General features: G+C 63.5%; 19 protein-coding genes. 17 read left to right on the forward strand and 2 right to left on the reverse strand.

Annotated features, from left to right (window positions below; all coding sequences use genetic code 11):
* Window positions 1–28 precede the first annotated feature (28 nt).
* The 4 genes from AC07OT_RS22710 to AC07OT_RS22725 are packed head-to-tail and all read left to right on the forward strand — an operon-like array spanning window position 29 to window position 4,686.
* The gene (locus AC07OT_RS22710; RefSeq protein WP_371914634.1) at window positions 29–760 is read left to right on the forward strand and encodes an efflux RND transporter periplasmic adaptor subunit; all 732 of its coding nucleotides are present in this window, start codon (window positions 29–31) and stop codon (window positions 758–760) included.
* Window positions 757–2,079, forward strand: a complete 1,323-nt coding sequence (locus tag AC07OT_RS22715; RefSeq protein WP_495109088.1) for an efflux RND transporter periplasmic adaptor subunit — start codon at window positions 757–759, stop codon at window positions 2,077–2,079. Before AC07OT_RS22710 ends, AC07OT_RS22715 begins: the two co-directional genes overlap by 4 nt.
* Complete coding sequence (locus AC07OT_RS22720; protein ID WP_495109089.1) at window positions 2,079–4,175, forward strand: efflux RND transporter periplasmic adaptor subunit; 2,097 nt, start codon at window positions 2,079–2,081, stop codon at window positions 4,173–4,175. The genes AC07OT_RS22715 and AC07OT_RS22720 overlap by 1 nt, the downstream gene beginning before the upstream one ends.
* A gap of 16 nt (window positions 4,176–4,191) precedes the next feature.
* Window positions 4,192–4,686, forward strand: a complete 495-nt coding sequence (locus AC07OT_RS22725; protein ID WP_495109090.1) for a GNAT family N-acetyltransferase — start codon at window positions 4,192–4,194, stop codon at window positions 4,684–4,686.
* Here the strand turns inward: AC07OT_RS22725 and AC07OT_RS22730 are convergent.
* Both AC07OT_RS22730 and AC07OT_RS22735 read right to left on the reverse strand, forming a co-directional pair.
* Window positions 4,679–4,990 (reverse strand): DUF6916 family protein, encoded by a 312-nt coding sequence (locus AC07OT_RS22730; RefSeq protein WP_495102985.1) that lies wholly within the window; start codon window positions 4,988–4,990, stop codon window positions 4,679–4,681. The two genes, AC07OT_RS22725 and AC07OT_RS22730, sit on opposite strands and share 8 nt — an antisense overlap.
* A 58-nt stretch (window positions 4,991–5,048) precedes the next feature.
* On the reverse strand, window positions 5,049–5,639 hold the full coding sequence (locus tag AC07OT_RS22735; RefSeq protein WP_495109091.1) for a phage tail protein: 591 nt from the start codon (window positions 5,637–5,639) through the stop codon (window positions 5,049–5,051).
* A gap of 243 nt (window positions 5,640–5,882) precedes the next feature.
* On the opposite strand from AC07OT_RS22735, the gene AC07OT_RS22740 reads away from it, so the two are divergent.
* The 13 genes from AC07OT_RS22740 (at window position 5,883) to AC07OT_RS22800 (ending at window position 25,234) form a co-directional block, all read left to right on the forward strand.
* Window positions 5,883–7,436, forward strand: a complete 1,554-nt coding sequence (locus AC07OT_RS22740; RefSeq protein ID WP_495109092.1) for a glycosyltransferase family 39 protein — start codon at window positions 5,883–5,885, stop codon at window positions 7,434–7,436.
* Window positions 7,437–7,585: 149 nt separating this feature from the next.
* Window positions 7,586–8,431, forward strand: coding sequence for a sulfotransferase family protein (locus AC07OT_RS22745; RefSeq protein WP_083236473.1), 846 nt, complete (start codon window positions 7,586–7,588; stop codon window positions 8,429–8,431).
* A 47-nt stretch (window positions 8,432–8,478) separates the two neighbouring features.
* Window positions 8,479–15,435 carry an Ig-like domain-containing protein gene (locus AC07OT_RS22750; RefSeq protein ID WP_495109093.1) on the forward strand — a complete coding sequence of 2,319 codons (6,957 nt, stop codon included), beginning with the start codon at window positions 8,479–8,481 and terminating at the stop codon, window positions 15,433–15,435.
* 40 nt (window positions 15,436–15,475) lie between these two features.
* Window positions 15,476–16,990, forward strand: a complete 1,515-nt coding sequence (locus AC07OT_RS22755; RefSeq protein ID WP_495102989.1) for a TolC family protein — start codon at window positions 15,476–15,478, stop codon at window positions 16,988–16,990.
* A 50-nt stretch (window positions 16,991–17,040) separates the two neighbouring features.
* Complete coding sequence (locus AC07OT_RS22760; RefSeq protein ID WP_495103002.1) at window positions 17,041–17,199, forward strand: hypothetical protein; 159 nt, start codon at window positions 17,041–17,043, stop codon at window positions 17,197–17,199.
* Between the two features lie 32 nt (window positions 17,200–17,231).
* On the forward strand, window positions 17,232–17,477 hold the full coding sequence (locus AC07OT_RS22765; protein ID WP_495109094.1) for a DUF2789 domain-containing protein: 246 nt from the start codon (window positions 17,232–17,234) through the stop codon (window positions 17,475–17,477).
* Window positions 17,478–17,857: 380 nt separating this feature from the next.
* A complete protein-coding gene (locus tag AC07OT_RS22770; protein WP_027608073.1) occupies window positions 17,858–18,268 on the forward strand; it encodes a MarR family winged helix-turn-helix transcriptional regulator in 411 nt (136 codons plus the stop codon).
* A complete protein-coding gene (locus tag AC07OT_RS22775) occupies window positions 18,265–20,343 on the forward strand; it encodes an FUSC family protein (RefSeq protein ID WP_115487804.1) in 2,079 nt (692 codons plus the stop codon). The genes AC07OT_RS22770 and AC07OT_RS22775 overlap by 4 nt, the downstream gene beginning before the upstream one ends.
* On the forward strand, window positions 20,340–20,549 hold the full coding sequence (locus AC07OT_RS22780) for a DUF1656 domain-containing protein (protein ID WP_012721577.1): 210 nt from the start codon (window positions 20,340–20,342) through the stop codon (window positions 20,547–20,549). The genes AC07OT_RS22775 and AC07OT_RS22780 overlap by 4 nt, the downstream gene beginning before the upstream one ends.
* Window positions 20,546–21,436: an efflux RND transporter periplasmic adaptor subunit gene (locus tag AC07OT_RS22785; protein ID WP_065941017.1), complete on the forward strand. Its 891-nt coding sequence runs from the start codon at window positions 20,546–20,548 to the stop codon at window positions 21,434–21,436. Before AC07OT_RS22780 ends, AC07OT_RS22785 begins: the two co-directional genes overlap by 4 nt.
* The gene (locus tag AC07OT_RS22790) at window positions 21,433–22,875 is read left to right on the forward strand and encodes an efflux transporter outer membrane subunit (RefSeq protein ID WP_495109095.1); all 1,443 of its coding nucleotides are present in this window, start codon (window positions 21,433–21,435) and stop codon (window positions 22,873–22,875) included. The genes AC07OT_RS22785 and AC07OT_RS22790 overlap by 4 nt, the downstream gene beginning before the upstream one ends.
* An 81-nt stretch (window positions 22,876–22,956) precedes the next feature.
* Complete coding sequence (locus tag AC07OT_RS22795) at window positions 22,957–23,589, forward strand: hypothetical protein (RefSeq protein WP_027608077.1); 633 nt, start codon at window positions 22,957–22,959, stop codon at window positions 23,587–23,589.
* A 148-nt stretch (window positions 23,590–23,737) separates the two neighbouring features.
* Window positions 23,738–25,234 (forward strand): YdgA family protein, encoded by a 1,497-nt coding sequence (locus AC07OT_RS22800; RefSeq protein ID WP_495102991.1) that lies wholly within the window; start codon window positions 23,738–23,740, stop codon window positions 25,232–25,234.
* The last annotated feature ends 111 nt before the right edge of the window (window positions 25,235–25,345 follow it).

Genomic DNA, 25,345 nt, shown 5'->3' on the forward strand with positions numbered 1-25,345 from the left:
TGGATGGATATTGAGTTTTTCCTGCCTGATGGCTGCGGCGCCGATGGTAATGGCTGACGACCCATTACTGGATCATCCGCCTGCGGCGAACGTCAGCAACGACAGTGAGGCGCGCGGCGTATTGCGTGCCCGCGACCAGGCGATGCTGGCCAGCGAATTATCCGGGCGCATCGTCGACCTGCCGTTCAGCGAAGGCGAATCCTTCAAGAAGGGTGACACCCTGGCGCGTTTTGATTGTTCGGCCTACCAGGCCCAACTCAATGCTGCCTCGGCGGCCAGCCGCGGTGCTGGTGAAGAACTGGCCCATAACAAGCAATTGGCTGCGCTGAACTCCGTCGGGCGCTTCGAAGTGGCCCGCGCCGAAGCCAAACTCACCGAAACCCAGGCCCAGTCCCAGGTCTACCAGGTGCAGGTCAAGCGCTGCAGCGTGCTGGCGCCGTATGACGGCCAGGTGGTACAGCGCAAGGTCCAGCGCTATGAAAGCGTGTCGGCCGGTGCGCCGCTGCTGGAAATCGTCGATAACCGCAGTCTGGAAATCCACCTGCTGGTGCCGTCGCGCTGGATGGGCAAGCTCAAGCCCGGGCAGACCTTCAGTTTCACCCCCGACGAAACCGGCCAAGCGTTCAGCGCCACGGTCAAACGCCTCGGTGCGCGCATTGATGAAGGCAGCCAGACGCTGCTGCTGGTAGCGAGCATGCCCAAGGCCGAGGGTTTGCTGGCCGGCATGAGTGGCACCGCGCATTTCGAGGCACTTAAGTGAATGCGCCCATGACGGGTAGCGCCGAGCGTTTCTTTGCCCGGTTCCTTGACCTTGAACGCCTTACCCGCGCCGCTCGCACCCTTGATCAACTGGCCTACAGCCTGGTGAACGATGGGCAGGCGCTGTTCGGCTTTCGCCATGCTGCGCTGTTGATCGCCGGCAAAGTGCGTGCGGTGACCGGGGTGAGCATGGTCGAGCCGAATGCGCCGTTTGTGGCGTTTGTCGAGCATGCCGTAGCCGAAGCGTTCAAGCAGGGGCGGTCTGCACCTGCGGCCGTGCTTCCGATAGAGGCTTTCAGTACGGCAGTGCGTGAGGACTGGCAAAGCCTGTCGGCGCCCCACGTGTTCTGGCTGCCATTGCTCGATCGTCACGGCGAGGTGTTCGGCGGCGTCTGGCTGGCTCGCGATACGCCCTGGAGCCCACCGGAGCAGGTGTTGCTTGCGCAATTGGGCGATACCTATAGCCACGCCTGGCTGGCCTTGCAGCCCCGACGCCCGTGGCGCCTGCGGTTTACCCGCAAGCGCCAGTTACTGCTGGCGGCGGCGGTCGTGCTGGGGCTGTTGATTCCGGTGCGTCAGTCAGTGCTGGCACCGGCGCAAGTGGTGCCGCTGGGGGGGCGGGTCGTCGCTGCACCGCTGGATGGGGTGATTGCCGAGTTTCTGGTCAAGCCCAACCAGGCGGTGAAAAGTGGCGATCTGTTGGTGCGCTTTGAAAGCACCACCCTCAAGGCCCAGGCCGATGTGGCCCAGCGTGCGCTGGGGGTGGCGGAAGCCGAATTGAAGGCCAGCGCGCAACGGGCGTTCGCCGATGCCGAGTCCAATTCGAAAATCGATTTGCTCGCCGCCCGCGTCGAGCAAAAGCGCGCCGAACGCAACTATGCCGAACAGTTGCTCAAGCGCAGCGAAGTGCGCGCCGAGCGCGATGGCATCGCAGTGTTCGCCGATGCCGAGCGCTGGACCGGCAAGCCGATCCAGACCGGCGAGCGGCTGATGGATATTGCCGACCCTGCTCAGGCCGAACTGCGCATCGAGTTGGCTGTGGGTGACGCCATCGCCCTGGCGACGGACGCCGAGGTGGCGCTATTTCTCGACAGTGACCCGCTGCAACGCTATGCCGCTCGGGTCGAGCGCGTCGCCTATGAAGCGCAGCCGACGCCGTCCGGGCAGTTGGCCTATCGGGTCGACGCAGCCTTCAACGAATCGCCCCCACCGCGCATCGGCTTGCGCGGTACCGCCAAGCTGTTTGGCCAGCGCGCGCCGTTGGCCCTGTACCTGCTGCGTCGCCCCTTGGCCGGGCTGCGCCAAAGCGTGGGCCTTTAATGGGGTTGCCCGGCCTGCGCGAAGACCTGCAGCTGACCGTTGCTGCCCCGGCCCTGGACGGCTCGCCACGCTGGACCCTGGCCGACCCGCTGCGCGGCCGCTACTTCAAGTTGGGCGCCCAGGCCATGCGCCTGCTGCGTCATTGGGCGCTGGGGGATGCGGCCCAAGTGCTGCACGCGGCTAACCGCGAGCCGGGCTTGAAGTTGGGTGAGACAGAGCTCGAAGAGTTGCTGGCGTTTCTGCGCGCCCATGACCTGATCGCCGCGCTGGACCCGCAACAGCGCGCCAGCTACGTCTTGAAGTCCGCCGCATCACGCCAGAGTCTGTGGCAAAAAGCGTTGCACCAATACCTGTTTTTCCGCATTCCCCTGTGGCGCCCCGACGCCTTCCTCAATCGTGCCTGGCCGTGGCTGCGGCGATTTGGCCCGCGCCTGTTGCGCTACGGGTTGCCGGCGACGCTCGGGCTCGGTGTGTTTCTGGTGTCCCGTGACTGGGAGCGGTTCCTGGCGACCTTTCCCCATCTGTTCAGCCTCGGCGGTGCCCTCGCGTTTGGTGTGGCGTTGTTCTTCGCCAAGCTGTGCCATGAATTCGGCCATGCGTTCATGGCCAAGCGCGCGGGGTGTCGGGTGCAGAGCATGGGCGTGGCGTTCATGGTGCTGTTGCCGTTGTTCTACACCGATGTGAGTGATGCCTGGCGGGTCAACGATCGCAAGGCGAGGCTGCTGATCGGTGCCGGTGGGGTCATGGCCGAATTGCTGCTGGCCTGCATCGCCTTGCTGGCCTGGTCGTTGCTGCCGGACGGGCCGGCGCGCACCGCCGCATTCATGCTCGCCAGCGCGACGTGGATCACCACGCTGGTGGTCAACCTCAACCCCTTCATGCGTTTTGATGGTTATTTTCTGATCAGCGATCTATGGGAGGTCGACAACCTGCAAGGACGCGCCTTCGGCCTGTGTCGCTGGCGTCTGCGCGAGGCCTTGTTCGGCTACGGCGAACCCGCGCCGGAGGCGTGGTCGCCCGCCATGCGCCGGCGCCTGTTGTGGTGGGGCTATTTGTCGTGGCTGTGGCGCGCCGCATTGTTTTTCGGGATCGCGCTGGCGGTCTACCACTTGTTCTTCAAGCTGCTGGGGATCTTTCTGATGGTGGTGGAGTTGGGTTGGTTTATTGTCCTGCCGATTCTCAAGGAAGGTCGTGAATGGTGGAGCCGGCGCGAGCAGGCGCATACCCCGCGTGTGCTGGTGACGGGCCTGGGGCTGCTGGCGCTGTTGTTGCTGGTGGCGGTGCCGTGGCGCAGCAGCGTGGAGGTGCCGGCGATGCTTGAGGCGGCGCGGGTCACGGCGTTGCATGCACCGGTGGCGGCGCGGGTCAAGCAGGTGAATGTGGTCGATGGCCAAACCGTGGAGCGGGGCGCGGTGCTGGTGGAACTGGAGTCGCCGGACATTGATTCGCGGTCGGTGATCGTGCGCCGCGAAATCGACATCCTGCAATTGCAGATGCGCCGTCAGGCCGGGCGCAGTGAAACGGCGGCGGATGTCGGCATTCTTGAGCAGCGCCTGGCCGAAGCCGTGGCCGAATACCGTGGCTTGCAGGCCCGGCGTGAGCGCCTGCTGCTGCGCGCGCCCGAGGCTGGGCAGGTGCGTGACCTGATGCCGCAGTTGGTGGCGGGCCGCTGGGTGTCGACCCGCGACCCGCTGGCGCGCATTGTCGAAGGCGGCACACGCCTGCGCGGTTACCTGGCTGAGGCGGACCTGTGGCGCGTGGCGCCGGGTGCCGGCGGGCGGTTTATCGCCGACGACCCGATGCGCCCGGCGTGGCCGGTGGAACTGTTGGACGTGGATGCCAACGGCGTTGCCGTCCTCGACCAGGAAGCCTTGGCGTCGGACCAGCACGGGCCGATTGCCGTACGCCGTGACGAGAGCCGTCGACCGGAGCCGGTGCAGGCGCAGTATGGCGCGCGCCTGAAACTGCTCGACGACGCGCCGGCGCCCCCCCATCCACTGCGCGGTGTGGTGGTTTTGCAGGGGCGCAGTGAATCATTGCTGGGGGCGGCCTGGCGGCGCATGGCGGCGTTGGGTGTACGCGAAAGTGGTTTTTGATCCAAGGAGATGATCAATGCTGGACAGTTCGTCGTGCGCAGGTTTATCCATGCGCCCTTCACGGCCCACCGATGCGCCGTTTTTGCACAACCTGTACCGCAGCGCACGGCCGGAGTTGCAGTGGGTCGATGCCGATCCCGAAGTGATCGAGCAGATTGTCGCCCAGCAGTATCAGGTTCAGGAACAGGGGATCGCCGAGCATTTTCCGGGAGCGATGCACTACGTGGTGGAGAAACTCGACACCCCGATCGGCGTGTTGACGGCGGACTTCGGTGCGAATGAAGTGCGCGTGCTCTACCTGGCATTTGTCCCCGCTGCGCGCGGCCAGGGTTTTGGCCGCGCAGTGCTGCAAGGCGTGCAAAAAGCCGCCGCCCAAGTGCGCTGTCCGGTGGCGACGGTGGTGTGGGCCAGCAACCCCGGTGCGCGCCAGCATTACTTGGCGCTGGGGTTTCGCGTCGAGGAATCCGTGCCGGGGGCCGAGCGGCTGGTGTGGTACCCGGGGCTCAGTTGAACACAATGTTGAAATAGCCAAGGTTCGGGTCACGGCCCAGGGCCGGCTCCCGTGAGACAAAAATGGCTTCAACGGTGCCCAGTTGCGGTAACGCAAGGGCGCACAGCCCATCGACGAAATCCGTGGGTGCAAGGCTGCGCAGCGTAACGTTGAAGGGCGTGCGGGAGTTGTCCGGCAGGCGCGATTGCGGGCGCAGGTCGACGGCCTCGATGTGCACGTGCAGCACTCGGCCATCGGGCAGTTGCAGCGGGCAGGACTGGTTGATCAGGGGCTGGAAGTGTTCGTTGCAGACCTGTTGCAGCATGGCGCGTCTCCGGTCGTTGCGGCAGGCACCGGGGCGATTGCCCCGGTGTTGGAGCGGTTTACGGGCGGGGCGGGAAAATCCCTGTCAGGGCGATGCTGAAATTCAGCGCGAGGTAGGGTGCCATTGTTGGCAACGGCTGGTTGCCGCCTGGAACCGTCAGGTTGCCGCCCAAGGTGCTGCTGGCGCCTTTGAGGGCGACGGGTGCGCTGCCGGGTTTGTCGGAGTAGATCGCCGCCGAGCCTGGGCCCCCCGTGCTGGAGGCGCCGATGTAGGCATTGGTGCTGGTTGGTGTGGTGGCGGCGGCACTGGGTTCGTTGGCCAGGTTGATGGTGGTGGTGACCGTCAGGCCGGTGGTGGGGATCAGTTGGGTCGGAAGGTTGCCGCTCAGGATGCTCGACTTTTCGTTGCCGCCGACTTCACCGATGACCCGTGGCGTCAGGCCGCCGCCATTGCCCATGTGGATCGGTGCACGGCCTTGCAGGTTGGGTAGGGCAAAAGTGTTCTGGCCGTCACCGCCATAGACCGTGCCCAACAAGGCAAACAGTGCGCTGTTTTGCGCGATCGATACCAACTGGCCGTTGCAATAGGCCCATCCCTGGGGGGCGTAGTTGAAAGCGAACATCTGAACCGTACCGAGAAAAACTTCCATGAAAACCTCTCCTGCTAAGTGTCGGATGAGATACGCCGCGCGATGCAAACCTGGCGCACCGCCCCACAGCCTAGACGCGGGTTCGCACTTCGTCCGCTTTTTGGCCTCGCTGTGGTGTAGGGGTGGGATTACACCGGCCGCTGGGCCTGCTTTCGGCCTACAATCAGCGCGTTCGAGCACCCAGCCGGGTGCTGCTGTCGATTCCAGAGGGTGGTAATGGGCGTTCCGAGTCGTGATGAAACAATGAGCACTTGTCAGCCTGTTCCACCTGCACGCTCTCTTTTCCAATTGCTTCGCGAACCCTGGTTACTGCCGCTCCTGGCGCTGGCCCTGGGGGTGCGCTGCTATGAGTTGACGGCGGCGGCGATCTGGGGCGATGAAGGCTCCAGCCTTTTGCTGGCCCATTACGCGTTGCCCGGCATCTGGTTCCATGCGGCCCACGATGTGCACCCGCCGCTGTATTTCATGCTGCTGCACGGCTGGATCGCGGTGTTTGGCGATTCCATCCTGTCGATCCGCCTGCTCAGCGCATTGCCGGGGGTGGTCGCGGTGTTTCTCGGCACCTGGCTGGTGCACCTGATCGCCACGCGCCGGGCCACGTTGCTGGCCTGCCTGCTGCTGGCCCTGCTGCCCACGGCGGTGCGCTACAGCCAGGAAATCCGCATGTACTCGTTGCTGGGTGTCTGGCTGTTGGGGGCGACCCTCGCGCTGGTGTATTGGGTGAAGGCGCCGCAGCGTTCGCGTTACCTGGTGCTCTACGCGTTGCTGATGACGGCGGCGTTCTACACCCATTATTTCGCCGCCTTGTGTGTGCTTGCCCACTGGCTGTATGTGGCGCTGCTCGGGCCCGTGCCTGGTGCACGCCAGCGTTTTATCGGCCGTCACGACTGGTGGCTGGCCAACGTCGCGATTGTGCTGCTGTTTGCGCCCTGGCTGCCCGGGCTGATCGACCTGGTACTGCACATGGACGAGCTGAAGGCCGGCAACGATGTGGGGTGGGAGTTGCCGGTCACCTGGCGTTCACTGCCGTCGATGGTCTGGCAGCTGTTGGCGCTGGATGATGGAGAAACCATGCCGGCGTGGCTGTTACTCACGTTGCCGACTGTGGTTACGGCGGTACTCGGTTATGTGCTGTGGAACGACCGCAGCCGCTACCGCTTCGCCACGCTGGTAGTGATCTATTGCACCTTGCCGGTGCTGCTGGTGTTTGCGATATCGTTTATTTCGCCGGTGTTTATCGACCGCTATTTGACGGCGCCGGCCCTGGGCTTGCCGATTGTCCTGGCGTTGGCCATCGACCGCCTGGCCCTGCGCCACAGAACCTTGGCGGCGGTGCTGCTGGCCGTGGTACTGGGCGCTTCGGTCGTGGGGCTGAAGAACAACTACACGGTCGACCCCGATGATCAATTCAGCAACATGGTCGACTATATGAACCAGCACACCGTGGCCGGTGACCAGGTAGTCCTGGGGGATATGTTCTGGTACCTCACCTGGGGTTATTACGATAAAAGCGCAACCGCACCCCGTCTCTACACCCCGCCGACGGCCAATGGTGCGTCAACCCGGCCCAATGCCTACGGCTTCGGTACCTTGATCGAGCCCGACGCCGGGGTTTATCTGGACGACTTGAACGATCTTCCCATCGGCAACAGCCGGGTATGGCTAGTGATGAGCCGGGTAGCCCCTGACGAGTTCCCCTTGATTCCGAAGAACTGGCGAGCCATTGACCAGCATGCAGGGGGTGATACACAGGCAGTTTTATATGAGGTTTGTCATCTGACCTGTGTGGGGCCCTGAGGCGCAATAGGTGTCATTCGTCGGATATATCGCATAGCCCCGAAAACAAAGGGCATTCATGCCGAATTAAACCAGTTGATGGCAAAGTAATATTGGTCTGAAATGATTTCTTACGCTACGCTTTGTCCTACAAAGGACTGCCAGTAAGGGTGAAAGGATTGAGCCGTTTTCACTTCATTTCCGGGTTGCCGCGTTCCGGTTCGACCCTGTTGTCCGCCATTCTTTTACAGAATCCGCGTTTTCATGCGGGCATGACCAGCCCTGTCGGTGCGCTGTTTGCCGGTGTACTTGGCCAGTGCAGCGCCGGCAGTGAGTTTGGCGCGGTCATCAACACGGATGTACGTCGCCGCCTGCTGGGCGGTTTGTTCGACGCCTATTACGCCGACCAGGTCGACAAGTCCGTGGTGTTCGACACCAATCGGCAGTGGTCCGCTCGTCTCCCGGCTATTCGCGACTTGTTTCCCCAGGCCAAGGTCATCGCTTGTGTGCGCAATGTCGCCTGGGTCATGGACAGCATCGAGCGTCTGTACCGCGCCAATCCCTTCGAGAACACCAAGCTGTTCAATGATGACGGTGAGCGCAACACCGTCTACAGCCGGGTCGAAACCCTGGCCCAGCGTAATCGCCTGGTGGGGTTTGCCTGGGCGGCGCTCAAGGAAGCCTATTACGGCGAACAGGCCGACTCTTTGCTGATTATCGACTACGACCTGCTGAGCCAGGCGCCTGAGCGTGTGCTGCGCCTGGTCTACGAGTTCATCGGCGAGCCCTGGTTCGAGCACGACTTCGACAACCTCGCCTATGACGCCCCGGCCTTCGATGAGGCCCTGGGCGTGGCCGGGCTGCATAAGGTCAAGCGCAAGGTGGCCTTCGAGACACGCACCACGATTTTGCCGCCGGACTTGTTCGAACAGTATTCCAAGCTGTCGTTCTGGCTGGATGGCGCCTCCAGCGCCGCCAATGTGATTCGTATCAAAAACAACCCTGCGAGTCATTGACCGCGGTTTTTTCCTGAGTTTCAGACGTTCGATCCCGGGTGAGTCTCATGTGGTGGAATAAACAGAAGTCGCGTGGAGTAGCGCGGGCAACAGCCGTAGCCCGGTCCCTGGGTTCGCCCATGATCATGTCCCTGGAACCGCGCATGTTGTTCGACGGCGCCGTGGCGGCGACTGTGGCGACGGCGGCCGATAACCACTCGACCGTGGACGCGGCCAAGCCACCCACCGCAGACCAGCCCACTGCTGCCAAGGACACCCATGGCCAGGCGGATGCCGCCCCGGCGACCGCACCTGTTGCCGTGCCCGGCCAGGCCGTGGTGTTTGTCGACTCGCGGGTCAAGGACTTCGACAGCCTGCTCAAGGGCGTCGCTCCCGGCACTCAGGTTGTGGTGCTGGACGGCAGCAAGGACGGCCTGCAACAGATCGCCGATTACCTGGGCAGCCACCAGGGCGTGAGCACCGTGGAGATCATTGCCCACGGCAATACCGGTGATTTGTGGCTGGGCAGCACCTACCTGTCGGCGGACAACGTCGCGGCGCGCGCCGATGTGCTGGGTCAGATCGGCAAAGACATGAACGTGGGCGGCGATATCCTGATCTACGCCTGCAACACTGCCGAAGGCGAGCGCGGCGTGAGCTTCGTCGATTCCCTGGCGCAGTACACCGGGCGTGACATTGCTGCCTCCACCAACCGCACCGGCCTGGGCGGCGACTGGACGTTGGAAATCGCAACGGGCGCCATCGAAAGCACGCCCCTGCTGTCGCAACAGGTGATGAACGATTACCAGTGGGGCCTGGCGACCTGGACCGCGACCAACGGCAATGATTCGGGGGTCGGCTCCCTGCGCGCGGCGCTGGCGTCCTCGCAGAACGGCGACATCGTGACCTTCAACACCGGCATGACCGTACTGTTGAACAGCCAGTTGGTGGTCACCAAGAACATCACCCTCGACGGCGACCTGAACAATGACGGCGTTGCCGAGGTAACCCTGGACGGGCAGTACAAGACCAGCGTGATCCAGGTCAACAGCGGTACCACCGTGACCTTCGACGGCCTGGTGATTACCCGTGGCCTGATTGCCGGTAACGGTGGCAATGGCGGCAGCGGTACCAGCGCGGGCAACTCGCTGGGCGCGGGGCTCAGCAACTTCGGCGACCTGACGCTGAGAAACGTCAGCGTCACGGCAAACGCGGCTTCCGGTGGCGGTGGCGGTGGCGGTGTCACCGGTGGCGCGGTCGGCGGCGCCGGGGGTGGTGGCGGGGCATTGGGCAACGGCATCGGCGGGCATGGCGGCAGCACCGGCAGTGGTACTGGCAACTACGCTGGCGCCGCTGGCTCGGCCAACCAGGGCGGTACGGGAGGCGGGTATAACCTGGCGGTGATGGGCGGCAAGGGCGGCTCGGGCAGCGCCGGGGCCGGCTCGACCAACCCCTATGGCTACTCCAACGGCAGCGCCGGCGGCGCTGCGTCCGTCGGCGGAATATCGATCGGCGGCGGTGGCGGCGGTGCCGGCTGGAACGCCCTCGGCGGCAAGGGGGGTGGTGCTGCGGGCGGTATCTACAACGCCGCTGGCGCCAAATTGACCATCATCGGCACCTCGGCGATTACCGGTAACATCGGTGCCGGCGGCGGTGGCGGCGGTGGTGGCTCCCTGAACAGCGGCAGCACCACCAATGGCGGAGACGGTGGCCTGGGCGTCGGCGCAATCTGGAACAAGGGTTCGGTGCTGATCACGGCGGCCAACTTCGCCAGCCTTGGCGGTAGCGCCAACTCCGGCGCCAGCGGCAATGGCGGCCTGGCCAGTGCCGGCACGGCCGGCAACAAACCGACGGCGGTCAATGGCCTGTTCAACGATATCGGCGGTACGTCGAACAATGCCTATGTGCCGAACCCGACCGCAACCATCGTGGTTGCAACCCCAGCCCAGCATATCGGCAGCACGTCGCAGGTGACCATTACCTTCAGCGAAGCCGTCAACGGTTTCACCCTGGCTGACCTGACAGCTGCCAACGGGGTTCTCACTAACCTGACCACCAGCGATAACAAGACCTGGACCGCGACCTTCACCCCGAACGCGAACGTCGCCAGCAGTGCCGGCCAGATCACCTTGGACAACACCGGTGTCACCAGCCAGTCGCTGGGTTTGGCAGGCATCGGCACCACCACGTCCAACAGCTACACCGTCGACACCGAGCGCCCGAGCGCGACCATCGTGGTCGACAGTCCCACGTTGAAAGTCGGTGGCTCGTCCCAAGTGCACATCACGTTCAACGAGGCAGTGAGTGGTTTCAGTCTGTCGGACATGACGGCAACCAACGGCACCCTGAGCAACCTGGCCACCAGCGACAACATCCACTGGACCGCCACCCTGACCCCGGCGGCCGGCAACAACAGCAGCGGCAACAGCATCTCCCTGGACAACACGCTGTATACCGATACCGCAAGCAACGCGGGCACCGGCACCAGCACGTCCAACGCCTACGTGATCGATACCGTGCGGCCGACCGCGGGCATTGTGGTGTCCAACACCGCGCTCAACATTGGCGGTTCGTCCCAGGTGACCATCACCTTCAGCGAAACGGTCAACGATCTGGACCTGAGCGACCTGAGCGCATCCAATGGCGTACTGAGCAACCTGGTCCAGGTCGATGGCACCCACTGGACGGCCGTCCTCACCCCCAACAGTGGGGTTACTCACAGTGGTGATCTGGTCACCCTGAACAACACGTTGATTACCGACGGTGCGGGCAACGCCGGCAGCGGCAGCACCAACTCCAACACCTATGCCGTCGATACCGAGCGCCCGACCGCGACCATCGTGTTCGGCAACACCAACCTGGGGATCGGCCAGACCTCCCCGGTGACCATCACCTTCAGCGAAGCCGTGAGCGGTTTCACCCTGGCCGACCTGACGGTGAGCAACGGCGTCCTGAGCAACCTGAGTACCAGCGACAACATTACCTGGACCGCGACCTTCACCCCGACCGCGGCTGTCGTCAGCGCGAGCAACCACATCACCCTGGACAATACCGGTGTCCAGGATGGGGCGGGCAACGCCGGCAGCGGCAGCAGCACCTCCAACAACATCGCCATCGATGGCGTGCGCCCGACCGCCAGCGTGGTGGTCGCCAACGACTCGCTGAAAATCGGCGACACCTCGCTGGTCACTATTACCTTCTCCGAAGCCGTGGTCGGATTCAGCAACGCCGACCTGACCGTTGCCAACGGCACGCTGACGGCGGTGAGTACCAGCGACGGCGGCATCACCTGGACCGCCACCTTCACCCCGAGCGCGAGCGTCTCCGACACCGCCAACCTGATCACCCTGGATAACACTGCCTACAGTGACACGGCTGGCAATGCCGGCACCGGCACCACAAGCTCGAATAACTACAGCATCGACACCCAGCGGCCGACGGCGACCATCGTCGTCGCCGATCCGACACTGACGGCCGGGGAAACCTCGCTGGTGACCATCACGTTCAGCGAAGCGGTAAGCGGTTTCAGCCTGACCGACCTGAGCACCAGCCACGGTAGCCTGAGCGGCTTGAGCAGCGCTGACGGCATCACCTGGACCGCGACCTTCACGCCAGGCACGAACACCAGCAGCGCAACCAATGCCATTACCCTGGCCAATGCCGGTATCGCTGACCTTGCCGGCAACGCGGGTGCCGGCAGTACCACCTCGGCCAACTTCACCATCGACACCGTGTTACCCACCGCCAGCATCGTGGTAGCCAGCCCCGCGTTGAATATCGGTGGCACGTCGCTGGTGACCATCACGTTCAGCGAGGCGGTCACCGGTTTCAGCAATGCCGACCTGACCATTGCCAACGGCACCCTGAGCGCGGTGCACACGGGCGACGGTGGCATCACCTGGACCGCCACCTTCACCCCGAGCAACAATCTCACCGACGCCACCAACCTGATCACCCTGGACAACAGCGGCGTACAGGCGATGGTGTCGGGCAATGTGGGTAGCGGCACCACTGACTCCAACAACTTCGCTATCGACACCCAACGCCCGACCGCCACCGTGGTGGTGGCCAACGAGCACCTGGGCGTCGGTGGCACGTCAACGGTGACCATTACCTTCAACGAAGCGGTGACCGGCTTTAACCTGTCCGACCTGACCGTCAGCAACGGTACCCTCAGCAACCTGAGCACCAGCGACAACATCACCTATACCGCAACCCTGACGGCGGTGGCGGGCATCAACCAGGCCAGCAACCTGATCACCCTGGACAACACCGGCGTGGTCGACATTGCTGGCAACAGCGGCTCCGGCACCACTGACTCCAACAACTATGCCATCGACAGCCAACGGCCGACCGCGACCATTGTGATAGCCGATCCGGTGCTCGCGGCGGGTGAAACCTCGCTGGTGACCATCACCTTCAGCGAGGCGGTGAACGGTTTCGACAACAGCGACCTGACCGTGCCCAATGGCACGTTGAGCGCGGTGAGCAGCAGCGATGGCGGCATCACCTGGACCGCAACGTTCACGCCGACCAGTGGCATCAAGGACACCACCAATATCATCAGCCTGAACAACGCAGGCTATACGGACCTGGCGGGCAACGCCGGCACCGGCTCCACCACCTCGGGTAATTTCACTATCGATACGGTACGGCCGACCGCGACGATCGTGGTGGCGGACAGCGCCCTGGCGCTTGGTGAAACCTCGACGGTGACCATCACCTTCAGCGAGGCGGTGAGCGGCTTCAGCAGCGCCGACCTGACGATCAGCAACGGCACGTTGACGAACCTTGCCAGCGGCGACGGCGGCATCACCTGGACGGCGACCTTAACGCCGACCAGCAACATCACCGACATCAGCAACCTGATCGTGTTGGACAATACCGGCGTGGCGAATGCCTCGGGCAACACCGGCATCGGCAGTACCGATTCCAACAACTTCAGCATCGACACCCAGCGGCCGACGGCGACCATCGTGGTCAGCAACGACGCCCTGAATGCAGCGGGTTCATCGGTGGTGACCATCACCTTCAGTGAAGCCGTGACCGGCCTCACCCTGGGTGACCTGACCGCGCCCAACGGCACCCTGGGCAACCTGAGCACCCTGGACAACATCACCTGGACCGCAACCCTGACGCCGAACGCCGCGACCACCCATGCCGGCGACGTCATCAGCCTGGACAACAGCCTGGTAAGCGACAGTGCCGGTAATGCCGGTGCGGGGAATAGCGTCTCCAATGCGTACAGCGTCGATACCGTGGCGCCGACGGCCAGCATTGTGCTCGGCAGCGCGAGCCTGCTCGTCGGGCAAACCACGACGGTGACCATCACCTTCAGCGAAGCGGTGGCCGGCCTCGACAGCAGCGACTTGAGCGTGCCCAACGGCACCTTGGGCACCCTGGTCAGCAGCGACGGCGGTATCACCTGGACCGGGACCTTTACCCCGGACAGCAATGTTCACGACACCACCAACCTGATCACCCTGAACAACACCGGCTACGCCGACCTGGCAGGCAATACCGGCACCGGTGTGACCCACTCGGCCAACTTCACCATAGACACGGTGCGGCCAACCGCAACTATCGTAGTAGCGGACACGGCTCTCAAGGCTGGCGAAACCTCGACGGTGACCATCACCTTCAGCGAAGCCGTGAGCGGTTTCAGTAATGCCGACCTGACCCTCAGCAACGGCACACTGACGAACGTCACCTCCAGCGACGGCGGCATCACCTGGACCGCGACACTTACGCCGACCAGCAATATCACCGACACCACTAACGTCATCACCCTGGACAACAGCGGTGTCGTCAACGCCTCCGGCAACGCTGGCAGCGGCACCACAACCTCCAGTAACTACAGCATCGACACCCAGCGTCCAGGCGCGACTATTACAGTGGCCAACGGCCTGTTGGGGATCGGCCAGACCACCACCGTGAGCATCACCTTCACCGAGGCGGTCAGCGGCTTTGACCTGTCGGACCTGAGCGTGGCCAACGGTGTGTTGTCCAACCTGACCACCAGCGACAATATCCACTGGACCGCGACCCTCACCCCCACCGCCGGCATCACCGACGCCACCAACCTGGTGGTACTCGACGGCAGCCTGGTCAGCGATGGCGCAGGCAATGCCGGCTCGGGCATTGCCATCTCCAATAACTACGCAATCGACGGCGACCTGCCGACGGCGACTATTTCGGTCGCCAACCCGAACCTGGTCGTCGGTCAGACCACGACCGTAACCTTCACCTTCAGCGAGAAAGTCACCGGCTTCGACCTGGATGACCTCAGCGTCGCCAACGGCACCTTGTCCAACCTGGCCACCAGCGATGGCGGCAAGACCTGGACCGCGACCCTGACGCCGACGGCGAATATCAACGACCCGAGTAATTTCATCACCCTTGACACCAGCCTGGTGGCAGACCTGGCTGGCAACGCCGGTAGCGGTTTTGCCAACTCCAATAACTTTGGGGTCAACACCCTTGCACTGACCGGGGACCCGCTGTTTCGCGTCACCGACCCGGTTGCGCCTCAGGGCGCGCCGAACGCGCCGTTGCAGCCCATTATCTTCGGCCGCCCGACTGGCGACCTGGGTTCATCCATCGGCTTCCCGCCGCTGTTTGAGCAACGCGAAATGGGCGCAGGCCTGCCGCCGATCGGCCGCATTTTCATCAGCAACGGTGCCTCGTCTCCCAGCTTTATCGCCCAGGTGTTCAGCACCGATGGCAGTGGCGACGGAAGTGGCAGTGGTTTCCTCGGCTTCGGTGGTGGAGACGGCGGGGTGTTTGGCTCAAGCACGTTGTCGGGCCTGTTCAATCGCGACACCGGTGGCAACGATAGTGGCTTCAAGGCGTTCGACAGCAAGTCCATCAAGGGCGGCGGCGATGCGGCCCAGGGCCTGCGTGGCGTCTTTGGCGCACCGACCCTTGGGCAACAATTACAACAGATCAACGAGAGGGAGCATCGCCAGGTGATCGACCTGGCACAGGCACTGCAACAAGTCGGCATCAGCGAAATGCAGGCTTGAATATACTTAATTTCGGCGCAGGAACAGGGGCAGTACAAGGATGAATACACGTCACAAGTTGTTCGGCGCCAGCCTGCTGGTGCTGGCGATCAGCGGTTGTGCGGTCACCAGCAAGCCGATTGAGCGCAGCGTCAGCGAGCAGCGCGCTCGTAGTGACCTGCAGGGTATGTACAAGGATCAGGAACCGCTGAGCGGCCCGCTGACCCTGCACGAGGCCATGGCCCGTGCGGTGAAGTACAACCTCGAAGGTCGTTTGAAGGTGATGGAAGAGGCGCTGGCCAAGCGTCAGTCCGACCTCTCCAGCTTTGACATGCTGCCGCGCATGGCGCTGTCGGCCGGTTACGCCGGTCGCAACAACACCAACGCCTCCAGCAGCCAGAGCGTGCGCACCGGCACCCAGTCCCTGGAACCGTCCACCTCCCAGGATCGCGACCGCCGCGTGGCGGACCTGACCATGGTGTGGAACGTGCTCGACTTTGGCGTCAGCTACATCAGCGCCAAGCAGCAAGGCGATCAGCGCCTGATCATCCAGGAACGCCGCCGTAAGGTGATCAACACCATCGTTCAGGACGTGCGCTCGGCCTACTGGCGCGCCGTGGCGGCCGAACGCTTGCTCGGCCAGATCGACAGCCTGATGGCGCGGGTCGACCAGGCCCAGACCGACAGCCAGAGCATGAGCGAACAACGCATCGGCGACCCGGTCCAGGCCCTTGGCTACCAGCGCTCGCTGATCGAAGCCACGCGCCAGCTGCAGGAGCAGCGCCGTGCCTTGTCCCTGGCCAAGACCGAACTGGCGACCCTGATCAACCTGCCGATGGGCACCGACCTCAAGCTGGCCACGCCGGACGACTACAGCGTGCCGCAATTGAAGGTCAACCTCGCCAGCCTGGAACAGGAAGCCCTGGCCAACCGGCCTGAACTGCGCGAGCAGGACTATCAGACCCGCATCAGCGCCGCCGAAACCCGTAAAGCCATGCTGCGCCTGCTTCCGGGCCTGGAATTCAGCGCCGGCGGGCACTACGACAGCAACTCGTTCCTGGTGGACAACCGCTGGGCCGACTACGGCGCCAAGGTCACCTGGAACCTGTTCAACGTGATCTCGGCCCCGGCCGCCATCGACGTCGCCAAGGCCGGGGAAGAGGTCGCCACCGCCCGCCGCCAGGCGATGTCCATCGCGGTGCTGGCGCAGATCTACGTGGCCAACGCCAACTTCCAGGATGCCGTGCGTCAGTTCAAGACCAACGAACAACTGGCCAATATCGACGGGCAGATCCTCACCCAGCTGCGCAATCGCCATCAGGCGGCGGGCCTGGGCGAACTCGACCTGATCCAGGGCGAGCTCAACACCCTGCAAGCCGACCTGCGCCGCGACCTGGCCTATGCGGACCTGCGCAACGCCTACGGCCAGATCTTCGCCAGCGCCGGGCTCGACCCGCTGCCGGAACAACTGGACTCCGACCGCGTGCAAAGCATCGCCACCGCCCTGGCCAGCCGTGAATCGGCCTGGGCCGCCGGCAACATCACCGCACCGGTGCCGCGTGCCGTCGCCCAATAACCTGGTGGCGCCGACGGCGAGCATCACTCGCCGTCAACGCGAGGCGCGCAATGGCCATCGAGCAGATCGTGATCCTGGCGCTGATTGAGCCCCTGGTGCGATTGCGCGAGGTCTTCGCCGAGCGCCTGGGTGCCGATTATCGGGAAGTGTGGTGCTGTCGGCACAGCAGGGCGTCGAGCGGTTGTTGGCCTGGTTGGCGCCTGAACTAGACTCTGGGCATTCATCTTCTTAGGAGCCCGCCATGGAATCGCCTGTGCATAGCTTGCCGTCACTGTTCAAACAGCTTGGGCTGCCGGATGACCCGGTCGGTATTGATCAGTTTGTGACCGCCCACTCGCCACTCAAGCCGGAGCTGAAATTGGCAGATGCGTTTTTCTGGACCGACAGCCAGAAAGCGTTTTTGCGCGAGGAAATTTTGGACGATGCGGATTGGGCGGAAGTGGTGGATGAGTTGAATCTGATGTTGCGGGGTGGGCGAGGGGTGTAAAAAATCTTTTGAAAATTGTGTTTTTGTAAAAAAAAAAGGTGAGCAGTAAAAAAATCTGGGTTTTGATCGCCTGAGTGATTTTTTCTGAGGTCGCGCGATGGTCAGGCCGCACAGCAACCCTGAAGCCGACACCGATCCAAATGTGGGAGGGGGCTTGCCCCCGATGGCGATGGATCATCTAACGAATCTGTTCACTGACACTCTGCTATCGGGGGCAAGCCCCCTCCCACATTCGTCCTGCCGTGTGGCCGCTGAATCGCTCCACCCATCCGCTAAATTGTTTCAAAACTTGACGCAATTGGATCCCTCGGCCATATTGATAGTTAGCAAACTAACTGTATGCGAACTATCCAGTGCCTCAATCCCTCGAACAACTCCAGATGAACCTCAGCAGCAGCATGGTGGTGGGCGCCCGTAACTGGCGCAAAATCTGCCAGAGCACGCTGGTCAGCTATGGCATCTCCGAAGCCTGCGCCGTGCCGCTGTTGATGATCGGCCGCCTGGGCGACGGGGTGCACCAGGTCAAAGTGGCCCAAGCGTCGGGGATGGAAAGCCCGTCCCTGGTGCGTCTGCTCGACCGGCTGTGCCATGACGGCTATGTGTGCCGTACCGAAGACGTCCACGACCGCCGCGCCAAGGCCCTGAGCCTCACCGAGCGTGGTCGTGAGTTGGTGCAGGCGGTGGAGGTGCAATTGGTGCGCCTGCGCCGCGAAGTGCTGGCGGACCTTCCGACCGCCGACATGGAAGCCGCGCTGCGCGTACTGCGGGCCTTTGAGGCGGCGACGCTTTGAACGGATTTTTTACCGGCTTTCCGCCCGCCCGTGACTGGTTCTATGGGGTTCGTACCTTCGCCGCGTCGATGATCGCGTTGTATATCGCCATGCTGATGCAAATGCCGCGTCCGTACTGGGCGATGGCCACGGTGTATATCGTCTCCAGCCCGTTTGTCGGGCCTACCAGTTCCAAGGCGTTGTACCGCGCCATCGGCACCTTGATGGGGGCGGCGGCGGCGGTGTTTTTTGTGCCGATGTTCGTGCAGTCGCCGTACATCCTGGTGGTGGTGATCGCATTGTGGACGGGCACCTTGCTGTTCCTTTCCATGCACCTGCGCACCGCCAACAACTATGCCTTGATGCTGGCTGGCTACACCTTGCCGCTGATCGCCCTGCCAGTGGTGGATAACCCGCTGGCGGTGTGGGATGTGGCCGAGGCGCGGACCGAGGAAATCTTCCTCGGCATTGCGGTCGCGGCGGTGGTGGGCGCGATGTTCTGGCCGCGGCGGCTGATGCCGGTGTTCGATGGCGCGGTGGCCAAGTGGTTTGGCGACGCCCAGGTCTACAGCCAGCGTTTTCTTTCTCGCAATGTGCAGCCGGAAGAAGTCAGCGCCCTGCGCGGCGGCATGGTCGCCACCTTCAATACCCTTGAATTGATGATCGGCCAGTTGCCCCACGAAGGCGCGCGGCCGCAGACGGTGCGCAATACCAAGGAATTGCGCGGGCGCATGATCCACCTGCTGCCGTTGGTGGAGGAACTCGACGATGCGCTGTATGCCGTCGAACAGCGTGCGCCGCAGTTTCTCGAGCAACTGACGCCGCTGCTGGAAGCTACCCGGCAGTGGCTGGAAAACACCACCGAAAGCGCACCGCTGGAACGCTGGCGCGCCCTGCGTGACCAGGTCGACGCCCTGCAACCCCAAGGCGAAGCCCTGGACGAGCGCCACACGCTGTTGTTCTCCAACGCCCTCTACCGCCTGGGCGAGTGGATCGACCTGTGGCAGGACTGCCGCAGCCTGCAAGCCGCCATCCAGTGCGAAAGCCAGGACACCTGGCGTGCCGTGTACCGTCACTGGCGCCTGGGCCGGCTCACGCCGTTCCTCGACCATGGCCTGATGCTTTATTCGGCGTTTTCCACCGTCACCGCGATCATCGTCGCGTCGGTGCTGTGGATCCTGTTGGGCTGGACCGACGGCGGCAGCGCGGTGATCCTGGCAGCCGTGGCCTGCAGCTTTTTCGCTTCTATGGACGACCCGGCGCCGCAGATCTATCGGTTCTTTTTCTGGACCGCCATGTCGGTGCTGTTCGCCAGCCTCTACCTGTTCCTGGTACTGCCCAACCTGCACGATTTCCCGATGCTGGTACTGGCGTTCGCGGTGCCGTTCATCTGCATCGGCACGCTGACCGTGCAGCCGCGTTTTTACCTGGGCATGCTGCTGACGCTGGTGAACACCTCGTCGTTCATCAGCATCCAGGGTGCCTACGACGCGGACTTTCTCAACTTCGCCAACGTCAACCTGGCCGGGCCGGTGGGCCTGCTGTTCGCCTTTGTGTGGACGTTGATCGCCCGGCCCTTCGGCGCCGAACTGGCGGCCAAGCGCCTGACCCGCTTCAGCTGGCGTGACATCGTCGGCCTGACCGAGCCCGCCACGTTGAACGAACACCGGCACCTCGCCGCACAGATGCTCGACCGCCTGATGCAACACCTGCCACGCCTGGCGATGATCGGCCAGGACACCGGCATCGCCCTGCGCGATTTGCGCGTGGCGCTCAACCTGCTCGACCTGCTGGCCTATTCGCCGCGCATCCTCGGCGTGCCGCGGGTGCTGCTCAACCAGGTGGTGGAAGGTGTGGGCGGTTACTTCAAGGCCTGCCTCAAGGCGGGTGAACGCTTGCCCGCGCCCAGCGGTCTGCTGATGACCCTCGACCGCACACGCCGCGCCCTCAACGGCCAGGGCCTGCAAGACGAAGACGATACCCGCCTGCACCTGCTGCACGCGCTGGCCGGCCTGCGCCTGGCACTGCTGCCGGGTGTGGAATTCATTGGCGGCACGGAGATGGAAGCGCCGCTACCCGATGGAGCGCCTTTATGATCGGTGATCTGGATATCAGCGGGGTGTTCCTGCCCACGCTGCTGGTGCTGATGGGCATTACGTACGTGTTATTCCTGGTGGTGCACGGGCTGTTGACCCGCGTCCACTTCTATCGCCTGGTCTGGCACCGGGCATTGTTCAATGTGGGGCTCTACGCGTTGTTGCTGGGCGCGGTGGACTCACTCAGTCGATACCTGATGACATGAAAAAACCTTTTTTGACCATCGGCCGTGTAGTCCTGACGTTGTTGATCGTGAGCTTCGCGGTCGTTGTTGTGTGGCGCATGGTCATGTACTACATGTTTGCGCCCTGGACCCGTGACGGTCACATCCGTGCCGACATCGTGCAGATCGCGCCGGACGTGTCCGGGCTGATCCAGCGCGTCGATGTGCACGACAACCAGCTGGTGACCAAGGGCCAGGTACTGTTTGCCGTCGACCAGGACCGCTTCAAGCTGGCCCTGCGCCAAGCCCAGGCCGCCGTGGCCGACCGCCAGGAAACCCTGGCCCAGGCAAGCCGCGAGTACAAGCGTAACCGTGGCCTCGGCAACCTGGTGCCCAGCGAGCAACTGGAAGAAAGCCAGTCCCGCGTTGCCCGCGCCCAATCGGCCCTGGCCGAAGCGCAAGTGACGGTGGATTCGGCCCAACTCAACCTCGACCGCTCGGTAATCCGCAGCCCGGTGGACGGCTACGTCAACGACCGCGCACCGCGTACCCAGGAGTTCGTCACCGCCGGGCGGCCGGTGCTGTCGGTGGTGGACAGCAATTCCTTCCATATCGACGGCTACTTCGAAGAGACCAAGCTCGACGGCATCCACGTCGGCATGGGCGTGGACATCCGTGTGATCGGCGACAACGCTCGCCTGCACGGCCATGTGCAGAGCATCGTCGCCGGTATCGAAGACCGCGACCGCAGCAGCGGCTCGAACCTGCTGCCCAACGTCAACCCGGCGTTCAGCTGGGTGCGCCTGGCCCAGCGGATTCCGGTGCGTATTGCCTTTGACGATGTCCCGGCGGACTTCCGCATGATCGCCGGGCGTACGGCCACGGTGTCGATCATTGGCGACAAACCCAATGAGGGAGCCAAGCCATGAAGCAGTTGTGGGCAACCGCTGCGCTGGGGTTGTTGCTGTCGGCCTGCCAAGTGGTGGGGCCGGATTACCAGCTGCCGCAAACGTCTGCCGTCAACCGCGCTGACCTGCAAGGGCAACTGGCGGGCAAGGGCAACGACGTGGTGTCGGCGCCGGTGCCGGCCGACTGGTGGAAGCTGTACAAAGACCCGCGCCTGGACGAGCTGGTACGCCAGGCCATGGCCTCCAACACCGACCTGCGGGTGGCCGCAGCCAACCTGCAGCGCGCCCGTTATCAGACCCAACAGGCTGAATCCGCCGGCGGCTGGAGTGCCGGCGCCAAGGCCGAGGTTCAGCGCCTGCAGGAATCCGGCGAAGCGTTTTTGCAGGCGGACAAAGTGCCGGTGGATAACATCGGCAGCATCGGCATTACCACCTCGTACCAATTCGACCTGTTCGGCACCTTGCAGCGCGGCATCGAAAGCGCCCAGGCCAGCGCCGATGCGGCCCAGGCCGCCGCCGATATCGCGCGCATCACCCTGGTGGCCGATGTGGTGCGCTCCTACACCCAGGTCTGCGCGGCCAACGAAGAACTGACGATTGCCAACGAATCCCTCGACCTGCAAGCCCAGAGCACCAAACTGACCCAACGCCTGCGTGACGCGGGCCGTGGCGATGAAACCCAGGTCACCCGCTCGCAAACCCAATACAAATCCTTGCGCGCCGACATGCCGCGCTACGAAGCGGCGCGCCAGGCCGGGCTGTTCCGCCTGTCGATGCTGCTGGCCAAGCCCGTGGACCAACTGCCGGCGGGCACCGGCACCTGCGCCGAGCTGCCGCACATCGCCCAGCTGTTGCCGGTGGGCGATGGTGCGGCGCTGCTGAAACGTCGCCCCGACGTGCGCCAGGCCGAGCGCCAACTGGCCGCCGCCACCGCGCGTATCGGCGTGGCCACCGGCGCCTTGTACCCGGACATCGCCATCGGCGCCACGGTGGGCACCGTGGGCCTGCTCGACAACCTCGGCCAGCCCGCGACCAACCGCTGGGGCTTCGGCCCGATGATCAGTTGGACGGTGCCGACCAACGGCGCCCGTGCACGCATCCACGAGGCCGAAGCCGCGACCCAGGGCGCCCTGGCGCATTTCGACGGGGTGGTCCTCAACGCCATCCGCGAAACCCAGACCGGCCTGGCGCAATACACCGCCGTGCTGCAACGGCGCGCAGCGCTGGCGGACGCCGAGCAATCGGCCCAGGAGGCGGCAGACCAGACCCACCGCTTCTTCCAGGCCGGCCGCGAATCGTTCCTCGCCGACCTGCAAGCCACCCGCACCTACACCGCGATGCGCGCGCAACTGGCGGCGGCCAATACCCAGGTTGCCATGAGCCAGATCGATCTGTTCCTGGCCCTGGGCGGCGGCTGGGAAAGCGGACGAACGCAAGCGTCACAGCCCGGCAAACCCTGAGCGAATAGCTATGCTTGGACAGGCGGGTCGCCGTGACGACTCGCCTGACACTGCTCGCGTTTGCTCATGGGGATTCCAATAATGAAAAACCCTTATGCTCCCGCTTTCTGGTGCGTGCTCTTCGCACTGGTGTTGTTATCGGCCGCGTATTTCTACGGCGTCATGCTCGCCCATCAACTCGACAAGGCCATGGTGTTCCTCGACAGCGCCTGCCTGGTGATCGGCTCCCTGTCCATCGGCGTGGTGGCCTGGGCGTCCTACCAGAACCAGCGCGTGAAGAAAAAACTCCTCGAACAAGGCAAGACCCGCGTCGCGATCTGGGACACCAAGGTCGCCCTGCGTCGGGTCGAAACCGTGTTCGACCGCTATTTCTGGGGCAGCTATTGGCAGCCGGGGCGCACCTTCCAGGAAGTCATGGGCGACCTTACCGGCACGCCCCTGGAAAAAAGCCTCGAAGTCCTGAAAAAACAGTGTGTGGCCCTCGATCGGCAGGTCGCCGATGGCCGGCATTGGCTGAATAATGCGCGGGAATTGTCCGACGTCGCCACGCAGATGGCCCGGGAGCGCTACCAGCTGGACTTCTGCGACCCCAAGTCCGACACGCCCGGCAATGCGGTGATACACCGCGAGTTTGAGGTGCTGGTGTACACCTGGACGGCGCGCCTGAAGAGTTTTGACCACCAGCTCGACGAGATCGAGTTGGAGTATTCGTGAACCAACTGCACGCCTGACCCCTCTGAGAAAGCTGGGCCGTTTGCGGCCGCCAGTGCTAATCTTCCCCCGTTTTCGGCGGGCTTGAGCCAACCCTTACGGGGTTCAAGGAAGACAGCCCACTTCTCACAGGATTTGATCAGGTCACTTCATGAATAAGCCAGCAGTCGTTCTTTTGGGTTTAGTTGTCGCCGTAGGCGTCGTCAGTGCAGGCGGCGCCTGGTACACCGGTAAACAACTGGAACCGGTGCTGCAAACCGCGATCCAGAACGCCAACAAGGAACTGCAGACCTCCATGGCCGGCGTCGATGGCACCGTGGCCCTGGAGCTGGTGTCCCTGGAGCGTGGCGTGTTCAGCAGCACCGCGCACTACCGCCTGAAGGGCCAAGGCTCGGTGTTCGGCGAAGAAAACCCCAATCCCGAATTGCTCTTCGTCGACCATATCGAGCACGGCCCGCTGCCGTTCTCGCGCCTGGTGACGCTCAAATGGCTGCCGGTCATGGCCACCAGTCACTACGAACTGGAAAAGAACCCCACCACCGAGAAGTGGTTCGCCGCCGCCAAAGACGTGTCGCCGCTCAAGGGCGTGGCCAATATCGGCTACAGCCGCTCGGTCAACGGCAACATCGAATTGCTGCCCCTGACGTTCAAGGACGACACGTCTTCGGTGAACTTCTCCGGCGCCAACCTGAATTTCGACAGCACCGCCGAAGGCCAGAAGGTCAAGGCCGACGGCTTCATGAACAGCCTCAAGATCGCAGCGGTAGATGCCAAGGGCGACGCCTTCGAGGCCGAACTGGCTGGCCTGACCATCGCCAGCAACCTGGAAAAATCCACCTTTGGCTTCTACACCGGGCAAAACACCGTTGAGCTGACCGACAGCACGTTCACCTTCGGCCCGCAGAAAGCCGTGCTGACGGTCAAAGGCTTCGAGCAGAAAGACTCCAGCGAAACCAAGGACAACAACCTGGCCGGCCGTGTCGACTACAAGATCGACGAGATCGGTTACCAGGGCAAACCCGTGGGTTCGGCGGCCATGGCCCTGAGCATGAAGAACGTCGACATCCCGGCCATGCTGGTGTTGACCAAGCTGTACCAGGACAAGATGCAGCCGGTGCAAGCCGCTGCCGCAGCGGGCCAGCCCACGCCTGAGCTGCAACTGACCGAAGCCGAGCAGGCCCTGGCCGAAGCGAACGTCAACCAGGTATTGGCCGCCAAGCCGCAGATCGCCGTGGAAAACCTGTCGCTGAAAACCACCCATGGCGAAAGCAAGTTCAACCTGCTGGTGGACCTGGCCAAGCCGGCCTCCATGGAGTTGCCGCCGGTTGAGCTGGGCAAGCAGATGATTGCATTGCTGGATGCCAACCTGACCCTGTCCAAGCCGATGATCGGTGACGTGGCTGCCCTGCAGGCGCAACTCGGTGGCGTGACCGACCCGAAAGCCATCGAGCAGCAGTCTCAGATGGCCGCCGAGATGGTCAGCGGCATGGCGGTCGGTACTCAGTTGGCGACCCTGGTCGGCAGCGATGTGGTGTCCAAGTTGCACTACGCCAACAATGAAGTGACGTTCAACGGCCAGAAGATGACCGTCGAGCAGTTCATTGGGTTTGTGATGGCCAAGTTCGGCGCGGTCAGCGGCGCCCAGTAAAGCGTTCGCCATCGCCCGGAAATAAATAATGTGGGAGCGGGAGTGCCCGCGATAAGGGTCAAACAGTCGACGCACCTGTCGGCCGGCACCCCGTTATCGCAGGCAAGTCCG

The organism is Pseudomonas sp. GW821-FHT09C10 (assembly GCF_059418085.1).